Source organism: Moraxella nasovis (assembly GCF_022701215.1).
In the GTDB taxonomy this organism is placed as follows: Bacteria; Pseudomonadota; Gammaproteobacteria; order Pseudomonadales; family Moraxellaceae; genus Moraxella; species Moraxella nasovis.
In genome coordinates, this window is the sequence record NZ_CP089976.1 from 1,254,445 (window position 1) to 1,279,141 (window position 24,697).

The following is a 24,697-nucleotide window of genomic DNA, read 5'->3' on the forward strand; positions in this document are numbered from 1 at the left end:
TAAAAAAAACTATTAAAAAAAATCTATCTAGTCTATCACCCGAATAATTCTACTGTCAAATTTATCCGCCATTAAGTCAATCAATCGATAACCAAAAGCTATGTCGTCTAAGCAAAAGTCATCAGCTTTTGGCATGAATTGTCGGTTGGTAGAAGGGCAACTTAGCTGAATGCAGGGGTGGTCTGTGGGGGCTTTTTTTGCACGCGCTTGGTGAACATGGCCGCACAGCACCAGCTTGACATGGGCATGCTTTTTGATTAATGCCCAAAATTCATCGGCATTTGTTAAAGCATGGGCATCAATCCAAGCTGACTCGACAGGTACTGCATGATGGTGTAGTGCAATGACAGTATTAATTTGTGAATGGCTTAATACATCGTGTAGCCATGCCAATGTATCTGCTAGGAGCGCGCCGTGTATTTGGGCTGACACAGCAGAGTTTAATAGCAGTAGCTGCCATTTAGCATCTTTTAGGTGAATGTCTATTTTATGACAACTAAGCAGTCTATCATCGGCAGCTTTTGGTAAAAACGTTCGTTCATAAAAAGGTAGATGATGATTTAATTCAATGGTGACATCGTGATTGCCTGCAATACAGACAAAGGCAATGCCTAAACTACTTAGCCGACTAAATAGCCAATCATAATCATCACAAGTGCCATTATTGATCAAATCCCCTGTTAATAACAGTAAATCAGGCTGGCTATCAACGGCGTGGCGTAATGCTTTTTCAAACTGTGTAATGGATAAGTTAGCACTATCAGTGCTACGTTGAATGTGTAAATCGCTAATCTGAGCGATACGAAACGTCTCACAGGGTGTGTGTAATGAGTATGGCGGATTTGGCGATTTCATTTGCGTTTGGTGATTTTGGTGATGATAAAGGTGGTAAAAAACCCAAGTGATAGCGTAAGCACAATCGCAAGTCCTGTCTGAATATCTAACCATACACTGCCCCAGACGCCAGCGGTCACTGCCATTTGAGCAAACACCATGGCAAAAACGACCATTTGTAATGGCGAGCGAGACAGCAGGCGAGCGATTAACGCAGGTAAAATTAGCAAGCCACTAATTAACAGACTGCCAACAGCTTGAAGAGCGATGGCACAAAAGCTTGCCAACAGACCCATAAAAAAGATTTGTTGTTGTCGTGGCTTGATGCCTTGGATAATGGCAAGCGGTTCTGAAGTGGCAAGCTTAATTTGTGATTGCCATATCCAAGCTAAAAATCCAAGCCCGAAAGCGACGAATACCCCAAGTCTTGGTAGGTCTTGCCAGTCTGTTTCTAAAAGTGAGCCAAATAAGAATCCAAGTACGTTTGCTTGTTGCTGGGTCAGCTGTGTTAGGGTTAATAAGCCAAGACATAACAGCGTTGCTGCCATGATAGCAAGCGTGGCATCAGCAGGTAGGCGTTTATCATGGATCAGTACTAAGACGCTTACCACAAAAGCACTGACCGTCATAATGCCAATGTCAGCAGGTAAAGTAAGCCAAGCTGCTATTGCTACGCCAAGCAATGCCCCATGGGCTAAAGTGTCGGCAAAAAAAGCCATTTTTCGCCATAACACCAAGCAACCAAGAGGTGCTGAAAGTAGGGCAAGTAGTGTGCCTGCAATCCAAGCAGGGGCGATAATAGAAAGCCAGCCGTGCATAGTCGTTACTTAGTCTCGTGATAGCAACCATCGTCATGGTGACAGTGATTGTGATGATGAATGTAGGGCTGGTGATGTCCAAACAGCTGGGAAAATTCATCGCTTAGAGCAATTTGACTGGGTTCGCCTTGACAGCAGATGTGTTTGTTTAGGCAGATAACCCGCTTAGATCCACGCATGACCCAGTGCAAGTCATGCGACACCACAAGCATGGTGCAACGCAGAAAATCAGGCAATTCATCAATAAAATGGTACAGCCAGCTTTCAGTTTCAGGATCAAGCCCTTGCATAGGTTCATCTAATATGAGTAAATCAGGCTTATCAAGCAATGCTCTAGCCAGCAGGACACGTTGTAATTCACCACCTGACAGATGGCTAATTTGCTTTTGTAATAGTTTGGTGATGGATAAATTATCAAAAATAAACTGCCGCTGATCTTGGGTTAGACGTTTTTGGTGGGCGTGCGACAGCAAGTCTGATGTGCGTAAGGGTAAAATCTCAGGCACGCTAAAACGCTGGGGAACATAGCTAAGAACTTGAGCGTAACTGTTGATTTTCCCTGATGTAGGCTTTAACAGTCCTAAAATAAGTTTGACAAGTGTGGATTTGCCAGCACCATTTGGACCGATGATACTCACCATCTCATTGCGGTGTAAGCTAAATGAAACGTTGTTAATCAGTGTCATGCCATCAATGTGAAAGCTAACATGGTCTAGGCTTAATAGCCAATCATTAGGTATGCTATTGGCAATCACGACAAATGCCTTTTAATTCAATCATAGCGTGATTGACAACAAAAGATGCGTCATTAGTAGCAAAATTCATAATGCCTGATACAGGTAGATTACTGCATTCTTCAACGCTGTGGCATTCTTGACAGATTAAGAATGCAGCTGCATGCTGTGATCGTGGGTGACAGCATGGCACATAAGCACTGATAGAGCTAAGCTGATGAATTAGCCCTTCTTCTAATAAAAAATCCAGTGATCGATAAATGGTAGGCGGTGCAATGCGTTTACTATCGGGATTTTCTTGGCGTCTTTTTTCTTGCAAAGCATCAATCAGCTCGTATGCTCCGATGGGTTTTTCTGCTTGCAGTATTAGCTCATAAACCTCTTCACGAAGTGGTGTAAACCTCACCCCACGGTTTTGGCAGACGAGCTTTGCTTCTAAAAGCCGTTCAGCAACGTTGTGCGTATGGACGTTATGATGGTGGCTATGAAAGCAGGCTTGTTCGTGGTTTTGCATAGTTGTTTTGCTTGTTTGAAACATCGTCAGGTTATATTAATGGTGGTACATTATAGCCTAAAATGATGATCTATGTCAGCTAAATTGATTACTCTGATACAGTATAACAATTTAACAAATTGTGTTATGATAGTGCCGTTTTATTTTTTAGTGGTAGGAGTATTATAGGTATGGCACATTCTAAAACCATTACCCAAGCGATTAAATATATCAGCTGTGCGGCAGTTTTATTGACTTGCAGTATGGCACAAGCTGGCATGGTAAGTGTCAGCAACTACCCTTTATCGCTTTTGTCTAATGAAGTGACCAAAGGCGACACATCTGCTAATGTACTACTAAGTGCAGGTGACGTAGGTCATCATGGTGAGCTAAGCCCAAGCGGAATAAAGGCAATTCAAGATAGTGCTTATGTGGTTTGGTTTGGTGAATCACTTGAGCAGAATTTAGCAAATTCATTAAATAAAGCACCTAATGCCATCAGTTTACTAAAATTTAATGCCTTTAATCGTTACCCGATTAGAAATACTGATGGTACAAATAAGCCTAATACCGAAGACGTTCATATTTGGCTTGATCCAAATAACGCTAAGGCGATTGTACGGGCGTTAGCGGTGATTCATGGGCATGCCAACCCAGACAAGCAAGCACTATATGCGAAAAATGCACAAAATTTTGCCAAGCGAATGGATGCAGCTGTTGCTAGGGTGAGCCAGTCACCAAGCCAATCATATTGGGCATATCATGACTCTTATCAGTATCTTGAAAAGGTGGCGAATTTAAAATTTGCAGGTGCATTAACCCCTGACCATCATCTATCGCCTAAGGCAAGCCAAATTAAGCTACTAAAGCAAACTCGCCCTAAGTCTCATATGTGTATCGTCTCTCAAAGTGCGGTATCTCAAGGCATCCAAAATAAAATCGGCAATGTTAACGTCATCGTTCGCCAAGAAGACATGAGCGATGGCAAGGACTTTATTTCAGCATGGACGGATTTGGTAACATCAATCCAAAATTGTGCTAAGTCATAGTGTCACAAGCTTAGCTTATAAAAGCATGCTAGGCTTGTCAAATTTATACAGTTTGAGTATAATGCCAAAAATTTGCAAGCCATTTTCAAGTCGGTGAGCGTCATGGTTTTGGTGTGTGATAAATAGACTTGGCTTTGGTACTTTTGATTGACAGCTTAGATGAGTGCTATTGTGAAGCCAGCCAAACGCCACCAAAGGGATGAAGTGTTCGCCATACAGCGACAGCTAAGCTTGGCATTACTGATATTAATCGTGCTTACTGCAGCGGTGGAATTTGGCATATTCCAGAGTCAAGCTTTGGTATACACTAAAAGCTTGACTGCAGGTCTTGTGCTTTCGTATCTTGCACATTGGGCATTTGCGATATTTGCCTATCGCCAAACACGCATTGCTGCTGCGAAAGCCATTATGCTAAACGTTTATCTTGGTCAGATGATAAAGTGGCTATTAACGCTACTTGGGTTTGCACTCATTTTTATGCTGGTTAGACCCATTATGGCGAGTGCTGTTATCATCGGTTATCTGCTGATGCAGCTTATCACTGCATTAATGCTTAGCCGCTTGACATCCTAAAGCAAATCATCATGAATGTATATTATTGCTTGGTGTGTATCCATGATGATTTACAATCGTAAGCGATGCAATATGCCATTTTCCAATGGCATTAGAAAAAATTCAGCAAGATAAGTGTATTTTTTCTTTACTTATCGTCCCAACTAAAGTAATATACACATGTATATGTAGCTTTGATTTGTTGTTTAATTATACAGTCACAGCTCATCAATTTGATTGACAATCATCAAACAGGCTTGTTTAGAGCCAACTAATTTTCTGTAACATTCACTCGCCGTCATGTCGGCAGTTTTATTGCGTGACTGCTTTGGTGAAAAGTTGCAAGTATCTGCTGTTTGTAGTTGAACAGTAAGATTGCAAAATTTATCACAGTTAAATTTACTACTAATGTTTGAGTTAAGATAAGAAGCTTCATTATGGCTGGACAAACATCCTCAGATTATATTGCTCACCATTTGACCAACTGGACTTTTGGCTACTTGCCAGAAAAAGGTTGGACAGTTGCACATACTGCCGAAGAAGCAGCACAGATGGGCTTTAAAGCCATTCATCTGGATTCAATGCTGTGGTCAGTGGGCTTGGGTATCTTTTTTTGTGCATTATTTTGGCTTGTTGCTCGTAAAGCAACGGCTGGCGTACCTACCAAATTACAATCATTCATCGAAATGATTGTAGATTTTGTAGATAATAGTGTGCGTGAATCTTATAACGGACCATCAAAACTAATTGCACCACTAGCTTTGACCATCTTTGTTTGGATTTTCTTGATGAACTTGATGGATTTGGTGCCAATCGACTTTATTCCTGCTCTTGCTCAGCAAATCGGTGGGGCGATGGGTCATGATCCGCATCATGTTTACATGAAAATTGTACCATCTACCGATCCGAACGTCACGCTTGGCATGGCATTGGCTGTGTTCATTCTAATCATTTGCTTTGGCTTGAAGTATAAGGGCATTGGTGGCTTTGTAGCAGAATTTACGATGCATCCGTTTAGTGCGAAGAACCCAATTTTACAAGCGATTTTAATCCCGATTAACTTAGTGCTTGAGATTGTAACGCTAGTAGCAAAACCGATCTCATTGGGCTTGCGTCTATTTGGTAATATGTATGCAGGTGAGTTGATCTTTATTTTGATTGCTTTAATGCCATTTTGGATTCAGTGGGCATTATCAGTGCCGTGGGCAATCTTCCATATTTTGGTTATTACACTTCAGGCGTTCGTGTTTATGATGTTAACGATTGTTTATCTATCGATTATCTCTCAAACAGCGGAACATTAATTTTGAACTATTTAATTTCAACCCTTCACATAGGTCATTAAGGAGACATCATGGATCCAGTTATCGCACAATACACGCTACTTGCAGTAGCTATTCTAATCGGTTTCGGTGCATTGGCTACCGGTATTGGTTTTGGTCTTCTAGGCGGTCGTTTCCTAGAAAGCACTGCACGTCAGCCAGAATTAGGTTCACAACTTCAAACCAAAATGTTTATCGTGGCAGGTCTTCTTGACGCCGTGCCAATGATCGGTGTTGGTATTGCAATGCTACTATTGTTCGCTAACCCATTCGCATAAGCTGAAGCTGTCAGTTTATGCCTATTTCCATGGTGCTACCGACAACAGTGTGGCACCCAGAAATCGGCTATCACCTGACTTTCACTATCAACGAGGTGATTAGATGAACATTAATGCCACTATTATTGGTCAGATGATTGCGTTTGCGATTTTTGTGTTGTTTTGCATGAAATTCGTATGGCCACCACTGATCGGTGCTATCAATGAGCGTCAACGCAAAATTGAAGAAGGCTTAAATGCTGCTGAGCAAGCCAAAGCGGACCTAGCTTCTGCTGAAGCAAAAGTCGCTCAAGAGTTTGCTGCAGCAAAAGTAGAAGCAGCTTCAATCATTGATCGCGCGAACAAAACCGCCAATCAAATGATTGAAGAGGCGAAAGATCAAGCTCGCTTAGAAGGTGAGCGTATCATTGCCCAAGCACAGCTAACTATTGAGCAAGAAGCGGCACAATCTCGTGAGAAATTGCGTTCTGAAGTTGCTCATTTAGCAGTATTTGGTGCAGAAAAGATTTTGCAAAGCAAAGTCAATGAACAAGAACACGCCAGCATGCTTGAACAGTTGGCAGCTAAGCTGTAATTAGAGGATATCATGGCTGAATTATCAACCTTGGCAAGACCTTATGCAAAAGCTGCGTTTGATTACGCCAAAGAACAAAATGTAATTAACCCTTGGGAAGACTTTTTGTCGGTTGCAAGCAGCATTGTAAGCGATGAAGATTATGTTTCTTTGCTCAGCAATCCAGCCATCTCTGCCAAGCAAAAGGCGGCTGTTTTGATTGATGTACATAATGCACAGGCAGCCACCCCAGCTTCTGAAGCGTTGGTTAATTTTACAATTCAGTTGTCAGAGCAAAACAGATTGGCTTTATTGCCTGAAGTTCTCACTCATTACAGCAAGCTGAAATCTAACGAGCTAAAACAGATTGATGCTTACGTTACTTCAGCCTACCCCTTGACATCTGAGCAACGCCAGACATTGCAAGAAAAACTTGCAATTTCAACAGGCTCTATCGTAATTCTGCATGAAGCAGTAGATCCAGACCTGCTTGGCGGTGCTACAGTTAAGGTAGGGGATAAGTTCACTGATGGCTCGGTGCGAGGCAAGTTAAAACAATTAAAGACACAACTGACTGCATAAGTTAGCAAGTTGTCATTTTAAAGGAAACAAGGCAATGCAACAATTGAATCCAGCCGAAATCAGTAATCTGATTAAGCAGCGTATTCAAGACCTTGATGTGAACGCAACGGCAAAAACTGAAGGCGTGATCGTCAGTGTCTCTGATGGTATTGTACAAATTCATGGTCTTGAAGAAGCCATGTATGGTGAAATGATCGAGTTTGAGGGCAATGTTTATGGCATGGCACTTAACCTTGAGCAAGACTCTGTTGGTGCGGTTGTACTAGGCGACTACCTAAGTTTGCAAGAAGGTCAAAAAGCTTACTGCACAGGTCGTATTTTGGAAGTGCCAGTAGGTCCTGAGTTACTAGGTCGTGTCGTTGATGCACTGGGTAACCCCATTGATGGCAAAGGTCCCATCAACGCAAAACTAACCGACAAAGTAGAGAAGATTGCGCCAGGTGTTATCGCACGTCAATCCGTTGATGAGCCTGTGATGACAGGTTATAAGGCAGTTGATACCATGATTCCAATCGGTCGTGGTCAGCGTGAGCTTATCATTGGTGACCGTCAAACTGGTAAAACTGCTTTGGCAATTGATGCCATCATTGCTCAAAAAGATTCAGGTATCAAATGTATCTATGTTGCCATTGGTCAAAAACGTTCAACCATTGCGAACGTAGTGCGTAAATTAGAAGAAACAGGTGCTTTGGCATATACCACAGTAGTAGTTGCGTCAGCATCAGAACCTGCTGCTCTTCAATACATCGCTCCATATTCAGGCTGTACGATGGGTGAGTACTTCCGTGATCGTGGTGAAGATGCACTGATTGTTTATGATGATTTGTCTAAGCAAGCAGTTGCTTATCGTCAAATTTCACTACTATTACGTCGTCCACCAGGTCGTGAAGCGTATCCAGGTGATGTATTTTATCTACATTCACGTTTATTAGAACGTGCTTCTCGTGTCAATGCCGATTATGTAGAAGCATTTACTAAAGGCGAAGTGAAAGGTAAAACTGGTTCTTTGACCGCCTTACCAATCATTGAAACCCAAGCAGGTGACGTGTCAGCATTCGTACCGACCAACGTAATTTCTATTACAGATGGTCAGATATTCCTTGAGTCAAATTTATTTAACTCAGGTATCCGTCCTGCGGTGAACGCTGGTATTTCGGTATCTCGTGTAGGTGGTGCAGCACAGACTAAAATCATCAAGAAGCTATCAGGCGGTATCCGTACAGCTCTAGCACAGTATCGTGAATTGGCAGCCTTTGCTCAGTTTGCATCTGACCTTGATGATGCCACCAAGCAACAGCTTGAGCATGGTGAGCGTGTAACAGAACTGATGAAGCAAAAACAGTATGCGCCTATGTCTATTGCTGACCAAGCTGCTGTGATTTATGCATCAAACGAAGGTTATTTAGCTGACGTGCCAGTAGAAAAAATCGGTGCATTTGAAGAAGCGTTATTACGTTACTTACGCACTGATCATGCCGCATTGATGACCGAAATTGACCAAACTGCAAACTATAATGATGACATTGAAGGTCGTCTAAAAGCTGCTATTGAGTCTTTTAAAGCAACAGGCAGCTACTAAGGCAATATGAATGGTGTGTCAGATTATTGACACACCAAACCTTATTTATTTAAGATAAGTCCCGTATTGGAACAACTATGGCAAGCTTAAAAGAAATACGTGCAAAAGTAACCAGCATTAAAAGCACTCAAAAAATTACACGTGCAATGCAAATGGTGGCTGCCAGTAAAATGCGTCGAGCTCAAGAACGCATGGAAATGGGTCGTCCTTATAGCGAAAGTATGCATCGTGTGATTTCACACTTGGTGCAAGCACAGTCGGACTATAAGCACCCTTATATGGTAAGCCGTCCCGTTAATCGTGTGGGCTTTATCGTGGTCACATCAGATCGTGGCTTGGCAGGTGGTTTGAACATCAACTTATTCAAAAACTTGCTAAAATCAGTCAAAGAATATCAAGATCAATCGGTGGAGATTGAGTTTGCTGCTATTGGCTCTAAGGGTGTTAGCTTCTTTAAGAGTTTCGGTGGAAAAGTAAGCTCGGCATTGACTGATTATGGCGATAGTCCAAGCTATGAGCAGTTAAGTGCTCCAGTTCAGGCAATGCTTGATGACTATAGTGCAGGTCGTTTAGATCGCATCTACTTGGCGTATAATAAATTTGTTAATGCAATGACCCAAAAACCATCACTTACCCAGCTTGTGCCACTACCTGCAGGTGCGATGGAGAGTAAGGCGGATAATGTTTCGCATGGTTGGGATTATATTTATGAACCTAGCACAAAGGTGCTAATTGACAACCTTATGGTGCGTTATGTCGAATCGATTGTTTATCAAGCTGTGCTTGAAAACATTGCTTCAGAGCAGTCAGCTCGTATGGTTGCAATGAAGGCAGCTACTGATAACGCTGGTAACTTAATTAAAGACTTACAGTTAGTGTATAACAAGCTGCGTCAAGCGGCGATTACTCGAGAAATCTCAGAAATCGTTGGCGGTGCTGCTGCTGTCTCCTAATCCCTTTAAGGATATGCTATGTGGAATTTTAATAAAAAATTAATGGTTGTGGGAATGCTTACAGCATTAACGCTAACTGCTTGTGTGTCAACTGGCAATATCAGTATGAAAGAACAGAGCCAGCAAAGCATTGATAGTAAGATTATCAAGGGTAAAACTACCAAGCAAGAAATTGCTAATTTGTTTGGTCATGCAGATGCGGTTACTTTCACTGACAGTGGAAAAGAATTGTGGACATACGCTTACTCACGCTCTAAACCAAAAGCAAGAAATTTTATTCCTTATAACTTCTTTTCTCTTGGTGATAATGTTCAAACAAAAGAATTGGTTGTTTTGTTTGATACTCAAGGAGTGGTTTCCAACTATACTTTTAGAGAAACAGCCAATCAAACTAGATATGGCATCGTAGAGTAACTACATAATAATTAGAGAATTATAGGAGAACGCAATGAGCGGTCGTATTGTACAGATTATTGGTGCGGTAATTGACGTTGAGTTCGGTCGTGGTGAAGTGCCACAGATTTTTGATGCACTTTACGTCGATGGCACAGAAACGACGCTAGAAGTGCAACAACAATTAGGTGATGGCGTGGTACGTACCATTGCTATGGGTTCAACAGAGGGTTTGAAGCGTGGTTTATCAGTAACAAATACTGGTGCTCCAATTTCAGTTCCTGTGGGTCAAGCAACTCTAGGTCGTATTATGGATGTATTGGGTCGCCCTATTGATGAGGCAGGTCCAGTAAATTCTGCTGAAAAATGGTCTATCCACCGTGAAGCCCCAAGCTATGACGAGCAATCTAACTCAACAGAACTTTTAGAAACAGGCATTAAAGTAATTGACTTACTTTGCCCGTTCGCCAAAGGTGGTAAAGTTGGTCTGTTCGGTGGTGCTGGTGTTGGTAAAACCGTGAACATGATGGAGCTTATCAACAACATCGCCCTAAAACACTCAGGTCTATCGGTGTTTGCAGGTGTCGGTGAGCGTACTCGTGAGGGTAATGACTTCTACCATGAAATGCAAGAAGCAGGTGTTGTTAATACTGACGACTTTACCAAGTCTAAAGTTGCGATGGTATATGGTCAGATGAATGAGCCACCAGGAAACCGTTTACGTGTTGCTCTAACTGGTCTGACCATGGCAGAATACTTCCGTGACGAAAAAGATGAAACAACAGGCAAAGGTCGTGATGTACTTTTATTCGTTGATAACATCTATCGTTACACTTTGGCAGGTACAGAAGTATCAGCACTGTTAGGTCGTATGCCATCTGCGGTAGGTTACCAGCCAACACTAGCAGAAGAAATGGGATTACTTCAAGAGCGTATTACTTCAACACAATCAGGCTCAATTACTTCTGTGCAAGCGGTTTATGTTCCTGCCGATGACTTGACTGACCCATCACCAGCAACAACGTTTGCTCACTTGGATGCAACCGTAGTCCTAAGCCGTGACATTGCTTCACAAGGTATTTACCCTGCGGTAGACCCACTAGACTCGACTTCTCGTCAGCTAGACCCACAAGTAATCGGTGAAGAGCATTATAAAGTTGCTCGTGGCGTTCAAGAAGTTTTACAACGTTATAAAGAGCTAAAAGACATCATCGCCATCTTGGGTATGGATGAATTATCAGAAGAAGATAAGATGGTTGTTTATCGTGCTCGTAAAATTCAACGTTTCTTGTCTCAGCCATTCCACGTAGCGGAAGTATTTACAGGTGCTCCTGGTAAATATGTTGCTTTGCGTGATACAATTGCAGGCTTTAAGTCAATCATTGAAGGTGAATACGACCACTTGCCAGAACAAGCGTTTTATATGGTAGGCGGTATGGATGAAGCCATTGCTAAAGCTGAAAAACTAAAAGCAGCATAATAAAAGACACCCAAGTAAAGCAATGGCGTTTTACTTGGGTTGTGTTGCAACGAAATGATTGGGAGATTCAATGGCTACATTTAAATGTCGTGTAGTGAGTGCTCGTGAAGAGTTATACGCTGGCGATGTCAGTTTATTGATTGCTAAGGGTCATGATGGCGAAGTGGGTATTTTGGCAGGTCATACACCGCTAATCACGCTACTAAAGCCTGGGGCATTGCGTATTAAGAACAGCGAAGGTGCTGAAGAAGTAATTTATGTTTCTGGCGGTGTTTTAGAAGTGCAGCCAAACATTGTTACTGTTTTGGCTGACTCTGCTGAACGTGCTCATGATCTAGATGAAGCGAAGATTTCTGAAGCACGTCGTGCAGCTGAACAGATGCTGGCAAATCAGAGCAGCACAGTTCAGACGAACGCTGCTTTGGCTGCTCTTGCTGAGTCTGTTGCTCAGCTACAAACAATCCAGAAATACAAAAACCGTGCGTAATATTTTGGGTTTGTTGGTTTATTAAGGATATGATCATGACAGCACTTGCAACGCCAGAAAAAGAAAAAACACCTTATATTCTAATCGTAGAAGATGATGAAAGATTGGCTCTGCTAACACAGGATTATCTGCAACGAAATGGCATGGAAGTTGCTATTGAAAGCAATGGAAATACAGCGATTCAGCGTATCATCGATGAACAGCCAGATCTTGTCTTACTTGATGTAATGCTGCCAGGTTGTGATGGCTTGACAGTGTGTCGTGAGGTGCGACCACACTATCAGCAACCCATCTTAATGCTGACTGCTAGAACTGATGATATGGATCAAGTGCTTGGTCTTGAGATGGGTGCAGATGATTATGTTGCCAAAACAGTTCAGCCAAGAGTCTTGCTTGCTCGAGTTCGTGCATTGCTAAGAAGATTGGATGGTGTGGCGAGTGAGGATTCTCCTCAGCGTTTGCAGTTTGATAATTTGGTGATTGATAATGGCGGCAGATCGGTTACTTTAGATGGTCAGTTGGTTGACTTCACAAGTGCCGAATATGACTTATTATGGCTTTTGGCATCAAACTCTGGCAAGATTTTGTCTCGTGAAGATATTTTTGAGCGTTTACGTGGTATCGAATACGACGGGCAAGATCGTTCCATTGATGTGAGAGTTTCACGCATCCGACCAAAGATTGGTGATGATCCTGAAAATCCAAAACGTATTAAGACGGTTCGAAGTAAAGGTTATTTATTTGTCAAAGATGGTAATTGATGTGACAATCTATAAAAAGCTGACAGTTTGTCGGCTTTTTTATTTTAAAATTTATGCGATGGCTTGATTAAATGAAGATCTGCAAATGAGTAGTGGCTATGGAAAAATTTTTGATCAGTGAAAAGAGTATCTTTTTTCGTATATATGCAGGATTGGTATTATTATGCATATCAGTTGCACTTTTTGCTTATGGTCTTACCAATCTAGTTAATCAAAAGCGTCTACAATCGTATCGTGAAAATATGTCATCTGGCATATTTTATTTAATTTCTCAAGGTGTGACGCACCAAGAAAATGAGATTGACCGTGCGTACTGGCTTGCTGATGCCAGTAGCTTTTTTGGTGAAGAATTTAATATCATACCCATCAACTCTGTGTCGTTTACAAAACGTGAGATTCAACGCCTTAATAGTGAAAAAACTGTAGTTCAAGCCCACGCTGATTCTTCAAAACTCACTTTTTATCACCGCATTGAGGGCGAGAGTAATTTACTGACTGTCAGCTTATCACAAGTGGGTGAGCGTCAAGTGCGTGCCATGACAATTTTTTTGTTAGACGATTTGTCATATTTTCCAACCATGAACCAAAAACAAGCACGACTTAAATTTTTGGAGAAAAAATTTGGCATTCCTTTTGGTATTTACCCAATTAAGCATTTGGGCTTGGATTTAGAGCAAATTGGCAGGCTTCGTAGAGATGAGCCAGTCATGCTTTTTAGAGATGGTGACAGTATTCGTGATACCACTCTTTCTGTGGTGATGGCATCTCAGCTTGATACCATGGCAATCGTTATTGGACCTGCACCGCTGTTTAAGTGGTTTCCATTGAATTTATTAATTAGTATCGTGTTATTAAGTATGATGCTAATTAGCCTTGGGGTGTATGGACTGATCCTACCCTTAGAAAAGCGTTTAAGACTGCTTCAGGCTGGGGTTGATCGAGTAACAAAAGGTGACTTAGACACCAAGATTGAAGTTATCGGTCGAGATGATGTAGCTAAGCTGGCATATACATTTAATGTCATGACCTACCGTATTAAACGCTTGATCGAATCGCAAAGAGAGCTGACCCGAGCGGTATCACATGAACTAAGAACGCCTGTGGCACGCATTCGCTTTGCAGTTGAGATGCTAGCTGACGATGATGATTATGAGTCGAGACAATCTCAAAAAGCCTATATTGATGAAGATATCGAATCGCTAAACAAACTGATTGATGAAATATTAACCCATGCCAAGCTTGAAGAGGGAGTGCCAACATTAGACTGGCAAATGGTAAAGCTTGCTGATTTGGTGACTCGGATCGAGCGAGAGACTAACGCACTGGGTAAGTCGATTACCGTAAGAACTGTTTTACCTAGTGTGAAAGTTGCGGCAATGGCAGATCTTAAGTTGTTGCATCGTGTGGTGCAAAATTTTGCTGGTAATGCCATGCGATATGCTAAAAGTACTATCATTATTAGTGCTGGAGTGAAGTCAGGTATGGCGTTTGTGAGTGTTGAGGATGATGGGCAAGGCATACCCAAGGCAGATCGTGAGAAGGTTTTTGTGCCATTTGCTCGCCTTGATGATAGCCGCACTAGAGCCTCAGGTGGCTATGGATTGGGATTGGCAATTGTTAGTCGCATTGCATTTTGGTTTAATGCGACCGTTACAGTAGATGACAGCCCTGAGCTTGGTGGGGCACGCTTTATTATGACATGGCCTGTTAAACAAGCAGGTGTTAAATTACCCAAGTTATAAAGTCAATGTTTGATTAATCAAGCAAGTGGTTTGGATTATTTGTTCCTTGGTAAGTCAAAGTGATGTCATCTACTATGCTTACCACACTTGGAATGTAACAGCCCATCGACCCATCGTCAATCAGCAAATCGGCAATGCCATTAAAATGCTCCGCTATTTCATAGGTCATCTCAAGTGAGCCATCTAGTACGCCAATCGGCAAACTTACTATCGGTGCATTTAAGCCTTCAAGCAAGGCAAGGGTAAGGGGTGTGGTTGCTAGCAGTATGCTGATAGATTTTTGGTTATCTAGTAGCTTTTTTGGCACAGCCTTAGTTGCTACTAGCGTCAATGCTGTCTGGCTTGATGCGTGCGACTTTAGCAGACGATGTTGGGCATTGCTGACATCTGCATAATGTGCAATTTGACTTAAATTGTCACAAAGTAGGCTAAAAGGGTAGTTGCCATCAGCAAGTCGACAAAGCTTATCCAGTGCGGTCTTGGCGGTGACTGACACCCCAAATGCATAGCCAAGCCCAGTGGGATAAATGATTAACTGATCGTTTGTCAATGCCTGCACTGCTTGGCTGATAAGGCGTGCTTGCGGGTTTTTTGGGTGAATATAAAGTGTTTGCATAAACTATCTTCTTAGTGAATTGAAGTATAAAAATTTGGCTGGCATAGGCTTAGTAATACCCAAAGTAGCCGCTTTGCGTCTTTGGGAAGAAAGTTTGGTTGGCTTAAAAAATGCTGAGCTTGGGTAAATACATCAGCTGCAAAGGTGCTGTTTGATGTGTCAAAGTCGGCATTTAGATTGTCTTGGGAAACATAAAAATAACGTCCACACGCTAAGCTAAGCAGGCATTCAACAGCTTGAGGTTTGATTTCTACCTGTTCAAATAAAGCCTGAGCGTCTTTATTACGACCGTCTGCCTGATACCAGTAGCCAAAATCATCAATTTGTCGTCTGTCAAACCCTGCTATGCACCAGTGGCTAATCTCATGTAAGGCACTTTGGAAAAACCCGTGAGCAAATTCAATACGAGCTGGCTTACCATCGTATGGTGCAAAATACTCAGGTTCGCCATCGCCACGCACTAGTGCAGTGGGAGTTTTGGTCATAGTGGCATTATGATATAATTGATTGAACAGTGTGATAAGCCAGTCGGTTAGCACGCTTTCGTCGTGATGGGCGTTTTTTACGCTTTGCCAAGATTTTGCATAGGTTTGCCAATCTGCTTTTGATATCAGACAGCTTAGCATTGGCTGTATTATCGCTGTGATTTGTGGGTCTTGATGAAAGCTTTGCCATGCTTTAGTGATGGCGTTATTGGTGCTATTTGGTGACAGTTGGCTAAAGTCAATCATGGCTATTGGCAAATAAAAAGCTGAAATTTTTTGTAAATTATGGAATAATAGGGTAATTTTATCATAGATTAGATGATTTTAGCGATGTCAAATACAACAGATTATCACCAAACCGCCAAAGAATTACCCACTAATATCCTGCTAGAAAAATGGATAGACGCCGGCTTTTCTTGGGTGGGCGAGATTTTTATTCATGAATTTGAACGACTGTCAAAACAGGTTTATTTTAGCGAAAATGCCAATCCTAAGCTAAGTGTTAATGTTCAACTTGCTAAGAAAGATGGCGTGTTATGGCTGACTTATGATGTACAAGGCGATATCTTGTTGTCTTGTCAGCGTTGTCTTGAGCCTATCGCCTTTGATGTAACGGGCGAATACCGTTTGGCAATTTTGGCAAATGAGCATGAGACATCACGCATTGGTGGTGCTGAGTTTGTACTTCTTGATGAAGTGTGCCCAAGCGAGAGTCGTAAAATGTTGCCAATTAAAGCCTTATTAGAAGATGAGCTGTTATTGGCTTTGCCTTTATCGCCACGTCACGACGACTGCACAACACCTATAGACGCATCTGATCATGACGAGAATCAAGAGCAGGATAATCCTTTTGCAGTGTTATCTGCATTAAAAGGCAAGCTAAACTGAAATATAATGCCAAATCAACACTTAATTTTGTAAATTTTTTAGTTTAAGCTTTCACTTTAGTAAAAATTTTGATAGAATATGACGTTTATTGCGTTCAAGCCTTGCTTGCGTATTGGGAGACGCCCAAATCCCAAACCAGATGCAATCCGCTCGCTACTATTGACGCAACCGTTTTTTGTAAATCAGGCAGCTATTTCTGTCTTTTCATGAACATTAGGAGCTATCATGGCAGTTCAACAAAACCGCAAAAGCCGCTCACGTCGTGACATGCGTCGTTCACACGATCGTATGTTGGTAAATATTTTGAGCATTGACTCTACTACTGGTGAAAAACACATTCGCCACCACGCGACTAAAGACGGTTTTTACCGTGGTCGTCAGCTGTTCAAGGTAAGTCAAGACAGCTAATTTGACGTGAATTAAAGCATAAGCCAAACCGATTGTTCTCAATAGGTTTGGTTTTTTTGTGCAAGCTTTTGTGGTGAAGCTAAATTTTTGAGTAAACAATTGTTTATTTTTTATGCTAGAATGAAATTATGCTAGAATGTAACCTTTGGTTTATTAATTTTAAAGATAATGGGTGATTTATGGTAAATTTGGTAGAAAATGCAAAGCGTATCGCAGTGCTTTTTCCAGGTCAAGGCTCACAGGCAGTAGGGATGATGAATGAACTTGCCGAGCAGTTTGATGTTGTGCGTCAGACCTTTGATGAGGCAAGCGAGGCTTTAGGGTTTGATTTATGGGAAGTAACCCAAGACGAATCACGCCTACATAAGACCGAGTTTACGCAGCCTGCACTGCTTGCAGCAAGTATTGCCATTTGGCGAATCATCAGCCCAAAGCTTGCCGAGAAAGGACTTGAGCCTTTATATTTGGCAGGTCATAGTTTAGGCGAGTATTCAGCATTAGCAGCAAGTGGCGTACTAAGTCTTGGCGATGCTGTAGTGCTTGTACACGAACGTGGTAAGCTGATGAGTCAGGCGGTTATCGGTATGGATACGCAGATGGCGGCGGTTTTGGGGTTAGAAGATGAGCAGGTGGCAAGCCTGTGCGAAGAAGCAAGCCATAACACAGGTAGTGTTGATCCCGCTAACTTTAACAGCCCAGGTCAGGTGGTTGTAGCAGGTACGCAGCTTGGTGTGTCAGCTGTGATAACAGCAGCACAAGCCCTTGGCAAAAAAGCCGTCCCCCTAAAGGTATCTGTACCGTCTCATTGCCAATTAATGGATTCTGCTAGTGAAGCCTTGGCTGATTTATTAGCTAAGACTAAATTTACAATACCAGCCATTCCAGTAATTCAAAATCGCCATGCTAAGATTCATACAAGCCTTGATGATATTAAAACTGCCTTAGCTGAGCAGCTGTCTAAGCCAGTTCAATGGGCAAAGACGATGGATAAATTAGCAAACGCAGAGATTGATTTGGTAATCGAATGTGGACCGGGTAATGTCCTATCTAATTTGGCTAAGCGTCAAGCCAGCTCAATAGCAGCACTGCCAAGCGATAAGCTTGATCGCTTGGAGAAGATTGAGGCATTATAAGTTTAACCTAAATAAAATAAAAGGTGAGTTATGAGTAGAAAGATTGTTTTAGTGACAGGTGCAAGTCGTGGTATCGGACGTGCGATCGCCTTACGTTTCGCTAATGAAGGCTGTTTTGTGATTGGAACTGCCACGAGTGAAAAAGGGGCAGAAGCGATTAGCGAATATCTAGGCGAGTTTGGCGGTATGGGACGTGTTCTTGATGTCAGCAGTAATGAATCTGTAGATAAGCTGTTTGAAGAGATTGACAGTGTTTATGGTGCACTTAATGTGCTTGTAAATAACGCAGGCATTACCAAAGACGGCCTACTGATGCGTATGAAAGATGAGGATTGGGCAGAAGTGATGGACACTAATTTAAGCTCAGTTTATCGTACCAGTCGCCGTGCTGTGCGTGGCATGATGAAAGCTCGCCATGGTCGCATCATCAACATCAGTTCTGTGGTCGGTCAAATGGGCAACGCAGGTCAGTCTAACTATGCAGCAAGCAAGGCAGGTATGGAAGGCTTTAGCCGAGCATTAGCACGTGAAATCGGTTCTCGTGGCGTTACGGTGAACTGTGTCGCTCCTGGATTTGTGGAAACAGATATGACCGAAGAGCTAGACGAGCGTCTGATTAATTCCATGCTAGATGCTGTACCGCTTGGGCGCATGGCTCAGCCAGAAGAAATCGCCGCCGCTGTTACTTTTTTGGCAAGTGATGAGGCAAGCTATATTACTGGTGCTGTCTTGGCAGTAAATGGCGGTATGTATATGTAATCTGTATTGACAGATAAGCCAATACAGATTAACATAAATTATTATTGTGAACATATGTACATAAAGCTTGCACTTTTTGGCAAATTGTTTTATGATAAGGGCAATTTTTAGGGCAATCCTAAGCGGTGGCTGGCATGGTGCTGGCACTGTTCATTTGAATTTAAGGAATATCACATGAGCGATATTGAAGCAAAAGTTAAAGGTGCGGTTGCTGAGCAACTTGGTTTAAATGCTGATGAAATCCAAAATGAAGCATCATTCATGGACGACCTAGGTGCAGACTCACTAGACTTAGTTGAGCTTGTTATGGCATTTGAATCTAGCTTTGGCATCACCATCCCAGACGAAGATTCAGCTGAGCTGACTACTGTCCAAAAAGCCATCGATTATGTAACTGCAAAAGTTGCTTAATTTTGATGATAAAAAAGCCCCATGTACTGGGGTTTTTTTATTGCGTGTTTGATTTGTAAATCTCGATTATAAATGCTAATTAGTGCTTGTATCTAATTTTGCTAATGTTCACTTTTTAAAGAATGTTGGCATTGGCTATGATAGCCACATAAAAACTGCTATAATAGTATGTTTATGAATAGTATGTTTATGAATAGTATGTTTATGAATAGTATGTTTATGAATAGTATGTTTATGAATAGTATGTTTATGGTCAGATCTATTTTGCAGCAGTAAATAAGCTGTTGATGGATTGACTTTGCGTATTTTAGACTTGGTTAGGTTTTGATGAAATTAGCGGTGATCGGCATCAATCATAAAACAGCCCCTGTGTCATTACGGGAGAAGCTGTCTTTTGGTGCGGATATGCCTAAAGCCATCAAGCAGCTAAGCAGCATTAGCGATGGATGTGCTATTGTCTCAACTTGCAACCGCAGTGAGCTATATTTTGGTATCGGTTCTGATGTAGCAAGCGAGAATGATAAGTTAAGTGATGATTTGATTTATGCTTCGCAGATTCACCAAGTGCTGGTATGGTTTGCCCAATCAAAAGGTGTTAATCTTGATGACATCAAGCCATATCTGTATATCTATGAGAGCGTAAGAGCATTAAACCACTGGGTTCGGGTCGCTGCTGGATTAGATTCGATGATTCTAGGTGAGCCGCAGATTCTTGGTCAGATTCGCCAAGCAGTAGCGTTATCTCGAGAATATGGCGGTATTAGCCCTGATTTTGGCTGGCTGACTCAGCGAGTCTTTGCCGCTGCACGGACGATTCGCCGTGATACGAAAGTAGGTCAGCAGGCGGTAACCCTTGGCTTTGCGACTGCTAAGCTTGTGACACAGATTTTTGATGAGCCAAAGAGCTTAACGCTTATGCTGGTCGCGGCAGGCGAGATGAATCGCTTGGTTGCCCATAATGTTGCCACGCTTGGCATGGGTCGCATTATCATTGCTAACCGTAGTGAGCAGCGAGCCAAAAATTTGGCAGAAGAATTATTAAAAATGGCAAGCCAAGCGGGGCGAGCATGCGAGATTAGCGTCATTGGCTTAAGTGAGCTTGGTAGTCATTTGTGCGAGGCGGATGTGGTCAGCAGCTGCAGTGGCAGTATGGATACGCTGATTACGCTTGAGATGGCAAAATATGCCCTAAAAGTACGGCGTAATAAGCCAATGTTGATGGTGGACTTGGCAGTGCCACGAGATATCGCACCTGCTGTCGGTTCGCTAGATGATGTGTATCTGTATTCTGTCGATGATTTGCAACACGTCATTGCAGGTAATCTACAAGAACGTAAGCAGGCTGCAGTTGAGGCGGAAATTTTAGCCAGCCAGCTTGTTGCAGGCATTGAACAGCAGTTACAAGTGCAACTGGCTCGTAACCAGATTATTGCCTATCGCCAAATTGCGAAAGCTCACCAAGCACGCCTACTCACAAAAGCGATGAGTAAGATTGATGGTGGAGAGAATATAACTGACGTATTAGAGCAGTTTGCCCATGAACTAACGCAAGCTCTTACGCACGCACCATCTAAGATGATTCGTGATCTGGCATTACAGAATGATCCTAACAGCTTAGAGCTTGTTACCACATCCTTAAATGAAGCATATCGCAATAAACCTAGCATTTAGAGTTTTTCATTGCATAATAAATAAAAGTCCAGTAGGTGAGTCTGAGCGGATTTTTATTTATCGTTTTTGCATGAAAATAGAGGCAAAATGAGAGAAATTTACGCATATAAACGTTAATACATTAATTAACACGTTGATAAAAAAGAAAAAATGACATAAGACTTTTGTGGAAGCGTATATTTTTGTTGATTTTTTGGCTTAAGTTTTGTAGATTGGTGATGTAATTTATTAAGCCTACAACAAGGAGTAAGTGATGACAGCCCTAAGACGTGATGTTGATTCTGGTGGATTGCTAGAGTATTCGGTGGTGTATACTGATCGAGCCTTAAATCATATGTCTGCGGTATTTGGTCAGGTCATGCGAGATTTATCAAGTGAGCTAAAATCACTGTATCACGCTGACGCAGTGGCAATCATCCCAGGGTCTGGCACATCTGGCATGGAAGCGGTCGCACGGGCTTTTGGGCGTGACAAAGATTGCGTCATTGTGCGAAATGGGTGGTTTAGCTATCGCTGGACGCAGATTTTAGATGCCATAGATTTGGCTAAATCAAGCCAAGTTTTTTGTGCTAAACAAGCACAAAATGCAAGCGAAGAACCAACGTTTGCCCCTGCCGATATCAAAGAAGTATCTGACTTTATCAGAAAGCATCGCCCTAAGGTGGTCTTTGCTCCACACGTCGAGACAGCGTCTGGCATGATGCTAAGCGATGAGTACATTGAGCAGCTTGCCTGTGCGGTGCATGAGGTTGGTGGGTTATTGGTGATTGATAGTATTGCATCAGGCTGTATGTGGCTTGATATGAAAAAGCTTGGCATTGATGTGCTGATTAGTGCTCCCCAAAAAGGGTTATCTAGCACGCCTTGTGCCGCTCTTGTGCTGATGAATGACTTGGCGGTAACAAGACTGGCAGACAGTAAGCCATCAAGTTTTGCTTTAGATTTACAGGCGTGGCTAAACATTATGCGTGCTTATGAAGAGGGTGGGCATGCTTATTATGCTACGATGCCTACAGATGGGCTAAAGCAGCTAAGAGATGCGTTATTTGAGGCTAAGGCGGTTGGTTATGACGCCCTAAGATCTGCCCAAAAACAGCTTGGTCAGCAGATTTTAGCTATTCTTCAGGATAAGGGTATACAAAGCGTCGCCGATCCAAACTATCAGGCTTTTGGTGTGGTGGTGTGCCATGCACCCAGTGAGGCAGTACATAAGGGAGTAGCATTCGCCGAGCAGGGTTTACAAATTGCAGCAGGCACACCATTGCAAGTGGGTGAGCCAAGCGATTATCAGAGCTTTCGCATTGGGCTATTTGGGCTTGACAAGCTGACGGATGTTGATGGTACGGCTACCCGCTTTAAGCAAGCAGCAGATAAAGTATTTGGGTAATTTAATTTACGAAAAACCCTTAGATTTAACTAAGGGTTTTACAAATTATCAAACCAATTATATTATTAAAGGGGCTGTACTAGATTAACCTTAAATCCCACACCACTTCCTAAGCACTTTAAGCTGATTAAAGCTAAACCATAGTTAAATCTAAACTTCCGTCTTTGATAAAAAGATGAATGTTTTTCTTGCCAATACCGTTGTATTTTCTCAAAATACGCTTAGCTTGAGACCAGAAGTTTTCTTGTACTTTGATGTGATTGGCTCTGTTTTTTTGTTTGTAAACTCTTTTGAATGGTTTATTCTAAAATGCTTAAAACACTCACATCTAAGGCATTATAGCTTTTATAACTATCCGTATAAACAATACTATCAGGCTTGATTTTATTAGTGATGATGGGTATGAGCGTTGTTTGTTCGGTATCTTTTACAACTATGGTATAAACCCTACTATTTCTCTTTAAAAGACCAAATACAGCGGTTTTACTCCACGACAACGCTTGCCTTTACGAACACCACCAAAATAACTTTCATCAAGCTCTATTTTACCATCAAAGCGTGTTTGAGCTTCTAGGTTAAGATGGTATTGTATCAAAGTTAAGATTTTATGGTAAAATAACGCTGCTTAAGTTTGGGTGAATTTCAAGTAAATCACTGGCTGTTCTAGCAGTAACTTGGGCGATAAAAAATTCAAGTAGCTTTAACTGAACTTTTTTAGTAGTTTACAACGAGTTATCTTCATTTTTGTCGTATAGCATGGTTGCTAATCTACGTCAGCCCCTAAAAATTAAAAAAATTACCTACCAAAAATCAATTTTAAAATAGCCCGTCCAAGCTTTCTTTCCCACCCGCCACGAGTGGTTGGCACGCCAAGTTTATTGGCAATTTTTAGCCTCAACCCTGTTAAGCCAACCAATCGTTTCCATGAAAAAGAAAAACCTGTGCCTTTTAATAATTTCTTACTCATACCAAAAAAAATTATTTTAGTAGTTTTTTGAGCAGCCGACCAATACCGCCCGTTGACTTTTCTTTTGCAGCACGAGCTTTTGCCATTTTCTCAGCCATCGCCCTACCTTCTTTGGTGCGCAAGTCCACTTTGCCGTCAGCACGTCTTTTAATGCTTGATGCGGTGGTTTTTTTGGTAGTAGAGTTACTTGCGGTTGTTTTAGTCGTTGTCCTCTTGGTAGTTGTTTTTTTGGCAGTTGTTTTGGCGGCTCGTGCTTTGGCTTGACGTGCTTTTTTGGCACGCTCTACCAATTCTTTGTATTCTTTGGTGCGTTTATCTACTTTGCCATCAGCAGTTTTTTTCAAAGTTGCCATAATTTTCTCCTAAATTTTAGATCAATTTTCGTCTTCTTCGTATTCAATGACCAAATCGTCAACTTCATCAACAAAATCATTAAAAATTTCACTTGCTCTATCTTCTGATACGTCCAAAATGTCGGCAAATGAAAAATAATTTGCCATTTCATCAATACTAATGACTAAATCAGAAGCCAAAACATCAAGACAAACTAGCAATACTGCTTCTTTGTCGGTAATATTTTCGGCAGATGTGGCAAGATATTCATCAAACGCATCATCGTCTAGCATGTCAATGTGTTTGATCTCTTCGGCAACGACTGCATCCAAATCGCCAAGTCCTAGTTCGGTTGCTAATTGTGCGACACAGCTTTTGGCAATTTCGTCATATTCGCCACCATCTGCAATCACAGATGTTGCAATAAAAGGGGCAAGATTTTTGCTTGTTAGTGCCATATTTACCTCGTTAGATTAGTTTAAAAAATTAGTTCATAAAAAAATAAGCAGCTAGGGCTAGTAGGATAGCCGCCCCAATAATCCACACCCAAATTGGCATACCTGCTGACGTTTCTACTTTGGATTGTGATTCGTATTCGTAAGTAATATCAAAGCCATTCTTGCCTTTGCAGGATTTATCCACTTGACCAAAAATTTGATATTGCAACATTTCTTGTTGTAAAATCGCTAAGCTTTCACCTGTCCACATTTTATTAAAACCAACTTTTTGACCATCACCCAAAACAAGCCATTCGCCATCTCCCACAAAGCAAGCGCTTTCTGCAATATACCATTTACTTCTCGGTCCATTTTTGCCTTGTTCGATCTCTTGATGGGTCAAAAAAAGTTCATCCATACCCGTATCTGGGCAGACATTTTGTTTGTAAAATTTTGCTCTTAGTTCAGAAAGCGTTGTATTCGGGTACTTTTTTAGATAAGCGTGCATCATGCCCAGTGCGGTACGATTTTGACTTTTTCCAGTTACTGTTGCTGTTGAAATTTGCCTTGTCATTATAAGCTCTCTATTACA

30 protein-coding genes and 1 pseudogene are annotated in these 24,697 nt (G+C 41.8%); 20 read left to right on the top strand and 11 right to left on the bottom strand.

Annotation, left to right across the window (positions count from 1 at the left end; genetic code table 11):
* Positions 1–27: 27 nt before the first annotated feature.
* The 4 genes from LU293_RS06145 to LU293_RS06160 are packed head-to-tail and all read right to left on the bottom strand — an operon-like array spanning position 28 to position 2,900.
* Entirely contained in the window at positions 28–855 is an 828-nt protein-coding gene (locus LU293_RS06145) for a metallophosphoesterase family protein (protein WP_242746394.1), read from the bottom strand.
* Positions 852–1,652 carry a metal ABC transporter permease gene (locus LU293_RS06150; RefSeq protein ID WP_242746396.1) on the bottom strand — a complete coding sequence of 267 codons (801 nt, stop codon included), beginning with the start codon at positions 1,650–1,652 and terminating at the stop codon, positions 852–854. Before LU293_RS06150 ends, LU293_RS06145 begins: the two co-directional genes overlap by 4 nt.
* Positions 1,653–1,657: 5 nt before the next feature.
* Positions 1,658–2,338 carry a metal ABC transporter ATP-binding protein gene (locus LU293_RS06155; protein ID WP_311195319.1) on the bottom strand — a complete coding sequence of 227 codons (681 nt, stop codon included), beginning with the start codon at positions 2,336–2,338 and terminating at the stop codon, positions 1,658–1,660.
* Between the two features lie 55 nt (positions 2,339–2,393).
* Positions 2,394–2,900 carry a transcriptional repressor gene (locus tag LU293_RS06160; protein WP_242746397.1) on the bottom strand — a complete coding sequence of 169 codons (507 nt, stop codon included), beginning with the start codon at positions 2,898–2,900 and terminating at the stop codon, positions 2,394–2,396.
* 170 nt (positions 2,901–3,070) lie between these two features.
* On the opposite strand from LU293_RS06160, the gene LU293_RS06165 reads away from it, so the two are divergent.
* The 13 genes from LU293_RS06165 to LU293_RS06225 all read left to right on the top strand — a co-directional run bounded on the left by LU293_RS06165 (position 3,071) and on the right by LU293_RS06225 (position 14,610).
* On the top strand, positions 3,071–3,928 hold the full coding sequence (locus LU293_RS06165; RefSeq protein ID WP_242746399.1) for a metal ABC transporter substrate-binding protein: 858 nt from the start codon (positions 3,071–3,073) through the stop codon (positions 3,926–3,928).
* 159 nt (positions 3,929–4,087) lie between these two features.
* Entirely contained in the window at positions 4,088–4,501 is a 414-nt protein-coding gene (locus LU293_RS06170; RefSeq protein WP_242746402.1) for an ATP synthase subunit I, read from the top strand.
* Positions 4,502–4,917: 416 nt separating this feature from the next.
* Positions 4,918–5,784 carry a F0F1 ATP synthase subunit A gene (atpB, locus tag LU293_RS06175; protein ID WP_242746404.1) on the top strand — a complete coding sequence of 289 codons (867 nt, stop codon included), beginning with the start codon at positions 4,918–4,920 and terminating at the stop codon, positions 5,782–5,784.
* 50 nt (positions 5,785–5,834) lie between these two features.
* Positions 5,835–6,080, top strand: coding sequence for a F0F1 ATP synthase subunit C (atpE, locus tag LU293_RS06180; protein ID WP_242746407.1), 246 nt, complete (start codon positions 5,835–5,837; stop codon positions 6,078–6,080).
* Between the two features lie 103 nt (positions 6,081–6,183).
* Positions 6,184–6,654 (top strand): F0F1 ATP synthase subunit B, encoded by a 471-nt coding sequence (locus LU293_RS06185; RefSeq protein ID WP_242746409.1) that lies wholly within the window; start codon positions 6,184–6,186, stop codon positions 6,652–6,654.
* Between the two features lie 12 nt (positions 6,655–6,666).
* Entirely contained in the window at positions 6,667–7,215 is a 549-nt protein-coding gene (locus LU293_RS06190) for a F0F1 ATP synthase subunit delta (RefSeq protein ID WP_242746411.1), read from the top strand.
* Positions 7,216–7,249: 34 nt separating this feature from the next.
* Complete coding sequence (gene atpA / locus LU293_RS06195) at positions 7,250–8,794, top strand: F0F1 ATP synthase subunit alpha (RefSeq protein ID WP_242746413.1); 1,545 nt, start codon at positions 7,250–7,252, stop codon at positions 8,792–8,794.
* A gap of 77 nt (positions 8,795–8,871) precedes the next feature.
* Positions 8,872–9,747: a F0F1 ATP synthase subunit gamma gene (atpG, locus tag LU293_RS06200; protein ID WP_242746415.1), complete on the top strand. Its 876-nt coding sequence runs from the start codon at positions 8,872–8,874 to the stop codon at positions 9,745–9,747.
* Positions 9,748–9,765: 18 nt separating this feature from the next.
* Entirely contained in the window at positions 9,766–10,161 is a 396-nt protein-coding gene (locus tag LU293_RS06205; RefSeq protein WP_242746417.1) for an SEN1984 family lipoprotein, read from the top strand.
* Positions 10,162–10,195: 34 nt separating this feature from the next.
* Positions 10,196–11,620 carry a F0F1 ATP synthase subunit beta gene (gene atpD / locus LU293_RS06210; protein ID WP_242746419.1) on the top strand — a complete coding sequence of 475 codons (1,425 nt, stop codon included), beginning with the start codon at positions 10,196–10,198 and terminating at the stop codon, positions 11,618–11,620.
* A gap of 70 nt (positions 11,621–11,690) precedes the next feature.
* Positions 11,691–12,107, top strand: a complete 417-nt coding sequence (locus LU293_RS06215; protein ID WP_242746421.1) for a F0F1 ATP synthase subunit epsilon — start codon at positions 11,691–11,693, stop codon at positions 12,105–12,107.
* A gap of 35 nt (positions 12,108–12,142) precedes the next feature.
* Positions 12,143–12,868, top strand: coding sequence for a response regulator (locus LU293_RS06220; RefSeq protein WP_242746424.1), 726 nt, complete (start codon positions 12,143–12,145; stop codon positions 12,866–12,868).
* A 98-nt stretch (positions 12,869–12,966) separates the two neighbouring features.
* Positions 12,967–14,610, top strand: coding sequence for an ATP-binding protein (locus LU293_RS06225; protein ID WP_242746426.1), 1,644 nt, complete (start codon positions 12,967–12,969; stop codon positions 14,608–14,610).
* 13 nt (positions 14,611–14,623) lie between these two features.
* Here the strand turns inward: LU293_RS06225 and LU293_RS06230 are convergent, their stop codons facing one another.
* Complete coding sequence (locus tag LU293_RS06230; protein WP_242746428.1) at positions 14,624–15,226, bottom strand: Sua5/YciO/YrdC/YwlC family protein; 603 nt, start codon at positions 15,224–15,226, stop codon at positions 14,624–14,626.
* 11 nt (positions 15,227–15,237) lie between these two features.
* Entirely contained in the window at positions 15,238–15,957 is a 720-nt protein-coding gene (locus LU293_RS06235) for an elongation factor P hydroxylase (RefSeq protein WP_242746430.1), read from the bottom strand.
* An 84-nt stretch (positions 15,958–16,041) separates the two neighbouring features.
* On the opposite strand from LU293_RS06235, the gene LU293_RS06240 reads away from it, so the two are divergent.
* The 7 genes from LU293_RS06240 to LU293_RS06270 all read left to right on the top strand — a co-directional run bounded on the left by LU293_RS06240 (position 16,042) and on the right by LU293_RS06270 (position 22,368).
* The gene (locus LU293_RS06240; protein ID WP_242746432.1) at positions 16,042–16,599 is read left to right on the top strand and encodes a YceD family protein; all 558 of its coding nucleotides are present in this window, start codon (positions 16,042–16,044) and stop codon (positions 16,597–16,599) included.
* A gap of 225 nt (positions 16,600–16,824) precedes the next feature.
* The gene (gene rpmF / locus LU293_RS06245; protein WP_242746434.1) at positions 16,825–17,007 is read left to right on the top strand and encodes a 50S ribosomal protein L32; all 183 of its coding nucleotides are present in this window, start codon (positions 16,825–16,827) and stop codon (positions 17,005–17,007) included.
* Positions 17,008–17,186: 179 nt separating this feature from the next.
* Complete coding sequence (gene fabD / locus LU293_RS06250) at positions 17,187–18,140, top strand: ACP S-malonyltransferase (RefSeq protein WP_242746437.1); 954 nt, start codon at positions 17,187–17,189, stop codon at positions 18,138–18,140.
* A 30-nt stretch (positions 18,141–18,170) separates the two neighbouring features.
* The gene (gene fabG / locus LU293_RS06255; RefSeq protein WP_242746440.1) at positions 18,171–18,899 is read left to right on the top strand and encodes a 3-oxoacyl-ACP reductase FabG; all 729 of its coding nucleotides are present in this window, start codon (positions 18,171–18,173) and stop codon (positions 18,897–18,899) included.
* A 174-nt stretch (positions 18,900–19,073) separates the two neighbouring features.
* On the top strand, positions 19,074–19,310 hold the full coding sequence (gene acpP / locus LU293_RS06260) for an acyl carrier protein (RefSeq protein ID WP_242746442.1): 237 nt from the start codon (positions 19,074–19,076) through the stop codon (positions 19,308–19,310).
* Between the two features lie 327 nt (positions 19,311–19,637).
* On the top strand, positions 19,638–20,981 hold the full coding sequence (gene hemA / locus LU293_RS06265) for a glutamyl-tRNA reductase (RefSeq protein WP_242746444.1): 1,344 nt from the start codon (positions 19,638–19,640) through the stop codon (positions 20,979–20,981).
* Between the two features lie 253 nt (positions 20,982–21,234).
* A complete protein-coding gene (locus tag LU293_RS06270; RefSeq protein WP_242746446.1) occupies positions 21,235–22,368 on the top strand; it encodes an aminotransferase class V-fold PLP-dependent enzyme in 1,134 nt (377 codons plus the stop codon).
* Positions 22,369–22,458: 90 nt separating this feature from the next.
* Here the strand turns inward: LU293_RS06270 and LU293_RS06275 are convergent.
* The 5 genes and pseudogenes from LU293_RS06275 to LU293_RS06295 all read right to left on the bottom strand — a co-directional run bounded on the left by LU293_RS06275 (position 22,459) and on the right by LU293_RS06295 (position 24,679).
* Positions 22,459–23,110, bottom strand: a pseudogene (locus LU293_RS06275) (IS1595 family transposase).
* Positions 23,111–23,164: 54 nt separating this feature from the next.
* Positions 23,165–23,335 (bottom strand): hypothetical protein, encoded by a 171-nt coding sequence (locus LU293_RS06280; protein WP_242746449.1) that lies wholly within the window; start codon positions 23,333–23,335, stop codon positions 23,165–23,167.
* Positions 23,336–23,346: 11 nt separating this feature from the next.
* Positions 23,347–23,688: a hypothetical protein gene (locus LU293_RS06285; protein ID WP_242746452.1), complete on the bottom strand. Its 342-nt coding sequence runs from the start codon at positions 23,686–23,688 to the stop codon at positions 23,347–23,349.
* A gap of 21 nt (positions 23,689–23,709) precedes the next feature.
* The gene (locus tag LU293_RS06290; protein WP_242746454.1) at positions 23,710–24,126 is read right to left on the bottom strand and encodes a hypothetical protein; all 417 of its coding nucleotides are present in this window, start codon (positions 24,124–24,126) and stop codon (positions 23,710–23,712) included.
* A gap of 28 nt (positions 24,127–24,154) precedes the next feature.
* Positions 24,155–24,679 carry a hypothetical protein gene (locus LU293_RS06295; RefSeq protein WP_242746457.1) on the bottom strand — a complete coding sequence of 175 codons (525 nt, stop codon included), beginning with the start codon at positions 24,677–24,679 and terminating at the stop codon, positions 24,155–24,157.
* Positions 24,680–24,697 lie beyond the last annotated feature (18 nt).

Coding starts and splice junctions, on each gene's coding strand:
- LU293_RS06145 (WP_242746394.1), bottom strand. CDS start 855: ATGAAATCGCCAAATCCGCCATACTCATTACACACACCCTGTGAGACG.
- LU293_RS06150 (WP_242746396.1), bottom strand. CDS start 1,652: ATGCACGGCTGGCTTTCTATTATCGCCCCTGCTTGGATTGCAGGCACA.
- LU293_RS06155 (WP_311195319.1), bottom strand. CDS start 2,338: ATGACACTGATTAACAACGTTTCATTTAGCTTACACCGCAATGAGATG.
- LU293_RS06160 (WP_242746397.1), bottom strand. CDS start 2,900: ATGCAAAACCACGAACAAGCCTGCTTTCATAGCCACCATCATAACGTC.
- LU293_RS06165 (WP_242746399.1), top strand. CDS start 3,071: ATGGCACATTCTAAAACCATTACCCAAGCGATTAAATATATCAGCTGT.
- LU293_RS06170 (WP_242746402.1), top strand. CDS start 4,088: ATGAGTGCTATTGTGAAGCCAGCCAAACGCCACCAAAGGGATGAAGTG.
- atpB (WP_242746404.1), top strand. CDS start 4,918: ATGGCTGGACAAACATCCTCAGATTATATTGCTCACCATTTGACCAAC.
- atpE (WP_242746407.1), top strand. CDS start 5,835: ATGGATCCAGTTATCGCACAATACACGCTACTTGCAGTAGCTATTCTA.
- LU293_RS06185 (WP_242746409.1), top strand. CDS start 6,184: ATGAACATTAATGCCACTATTATTGGTCAGATGATTGCGTTTGCGATT.
- LU293_RS06190 (WP_242746411.1), top strand. CDS start 6,667: ATGGCTGAATTATCAACCTTGGCAAGACCTTATGCAAAAGCTGCGTTT.
- atpA (WP_242746413.1), top strand. CDS start 7,250: ATGCAACAATTGAATCCAGCCGAAATCAGTAATCTGATTAAGCAGCGT.
- atpG (WP_242746415.1), top strand. CDS start 8,872: ATGGCAAGCTTAAAAGAAATACGTGCAAAAGTAACCAGCATTAAAAGC.
- LU293_RS06205 (WP_242746417.1), top strand. CDS start 9,766: ATGTGGAATTTTAATAAAAAATTAATGGTTGTGGGAATGCTTACAGCA.
- atpD (WP_242746419.1), top strand. CDS start 10,196: ATGAGCGGTCGTATTGTACAGATTATTGGTGCGGTAATTGACGTTGAG.
- LU293_RS06215 (WP_242746421.1), top strand. CDS start 11,691: ATGGCTACATTTAAATGTCGTGTAGTGAGTGCTCGTGAAGAGTTATAC.
- LU293_RS06220 (WP_242746424.1), top strand. CDS start 12,143: ATGACAGCACTTGCAACGCCAGAAAAAGAAAAAACACCTTATATTCTA.
- LU293_RS06225 (WP_242746426.1), top strand. CDS start 12,967: ATGGAAAAATTTTTGATCAGTGAAAAGAGTATCTTTTTTCGTATATAT.
- LU293_RS06230 (WP_242746428.1), bottom strand. CDS start 15,226: ATGCAAACACTTTATATTCACCCAAAAAACCCGCAAGCACGCCTTATC.
- LU293_RS06235 (WP_242746430.1), bottom strand. CDS start 15,957: ATGATTGACTTTAGCCAACTGTCACCAAATAGCACCAATAACGCCATC.
- LU293_RS06240 (WP_242746432.1), top strand. CDS start 16,042: ATGTCAAATACAACAGATTATCACCAAACCGCCAAAGAATTACCCACT.
- rpmF (WP_242746434.1), top strand. CDS start 16,825: ATGGCAGTTCAACAAAACCGCAAAAGCCGCTCACGTCGTGACATGCGT.
- fabD (WP_242746437.1), top strand. CDS start 17,187: ATGGTAAATTTGGTAGAAAATGCAAAGCGTATCGCAGTGCTTTTTCCA.
- fabG (WP_242746440.1), top strand. CDS start 18,171: ATGAGTAGAAAGATTGTTTTAGTGACAGGTGCAAGTCGTGGTATCGGA.
- acpP (WP_242746442.1), top strand. CDS start 19,074: ATGAGCGATATTGAAGCAAAAGTTAAAGGTGCGGTTGCTGAGCAACTT.
- hemA (WP_242746444.1), top strand. CDS start 19,638: ATGAAATTAGCGGTGATCGGCATCAATCATAAAACAGCCCCTGTGTCA.
- LU293_RS06270 (WP_242746446.1), top strand. CDS start 21,235: ATGACAGCCCTAAGACGTGATGTTGATTCTGGTGGATTGCTAGAGTAT.
- LU293_RS06280 (WP_242746449.1), bottom strand. CDS start 23,335: ATGAGTAAGAAATTATTAAAAGGCACAGGTTTTTCTTTTTCATGGAAA.
- LU293_RS06285 (WP_242746452.1), bottom strand. CDS start 23,688: ATGGCAACTTTGAAAAAAACTGCTGATGGCAAAGTAGATAAACGCACC.
- LU293_RS06290 (WP_242746454.1), bottom strand. CDS start 24,126: ATGGCACTAACAAGCAAAAATCTTGCCCCTTTTATTGCAACATCTGTG.
- LU293_RS06295 (WP_242746457.1), bottom strand. CDS start 24,679: ATGACAAGGCAAATTTCAACAGCAACAGTAACTGGAAAAAGTCAAAAT.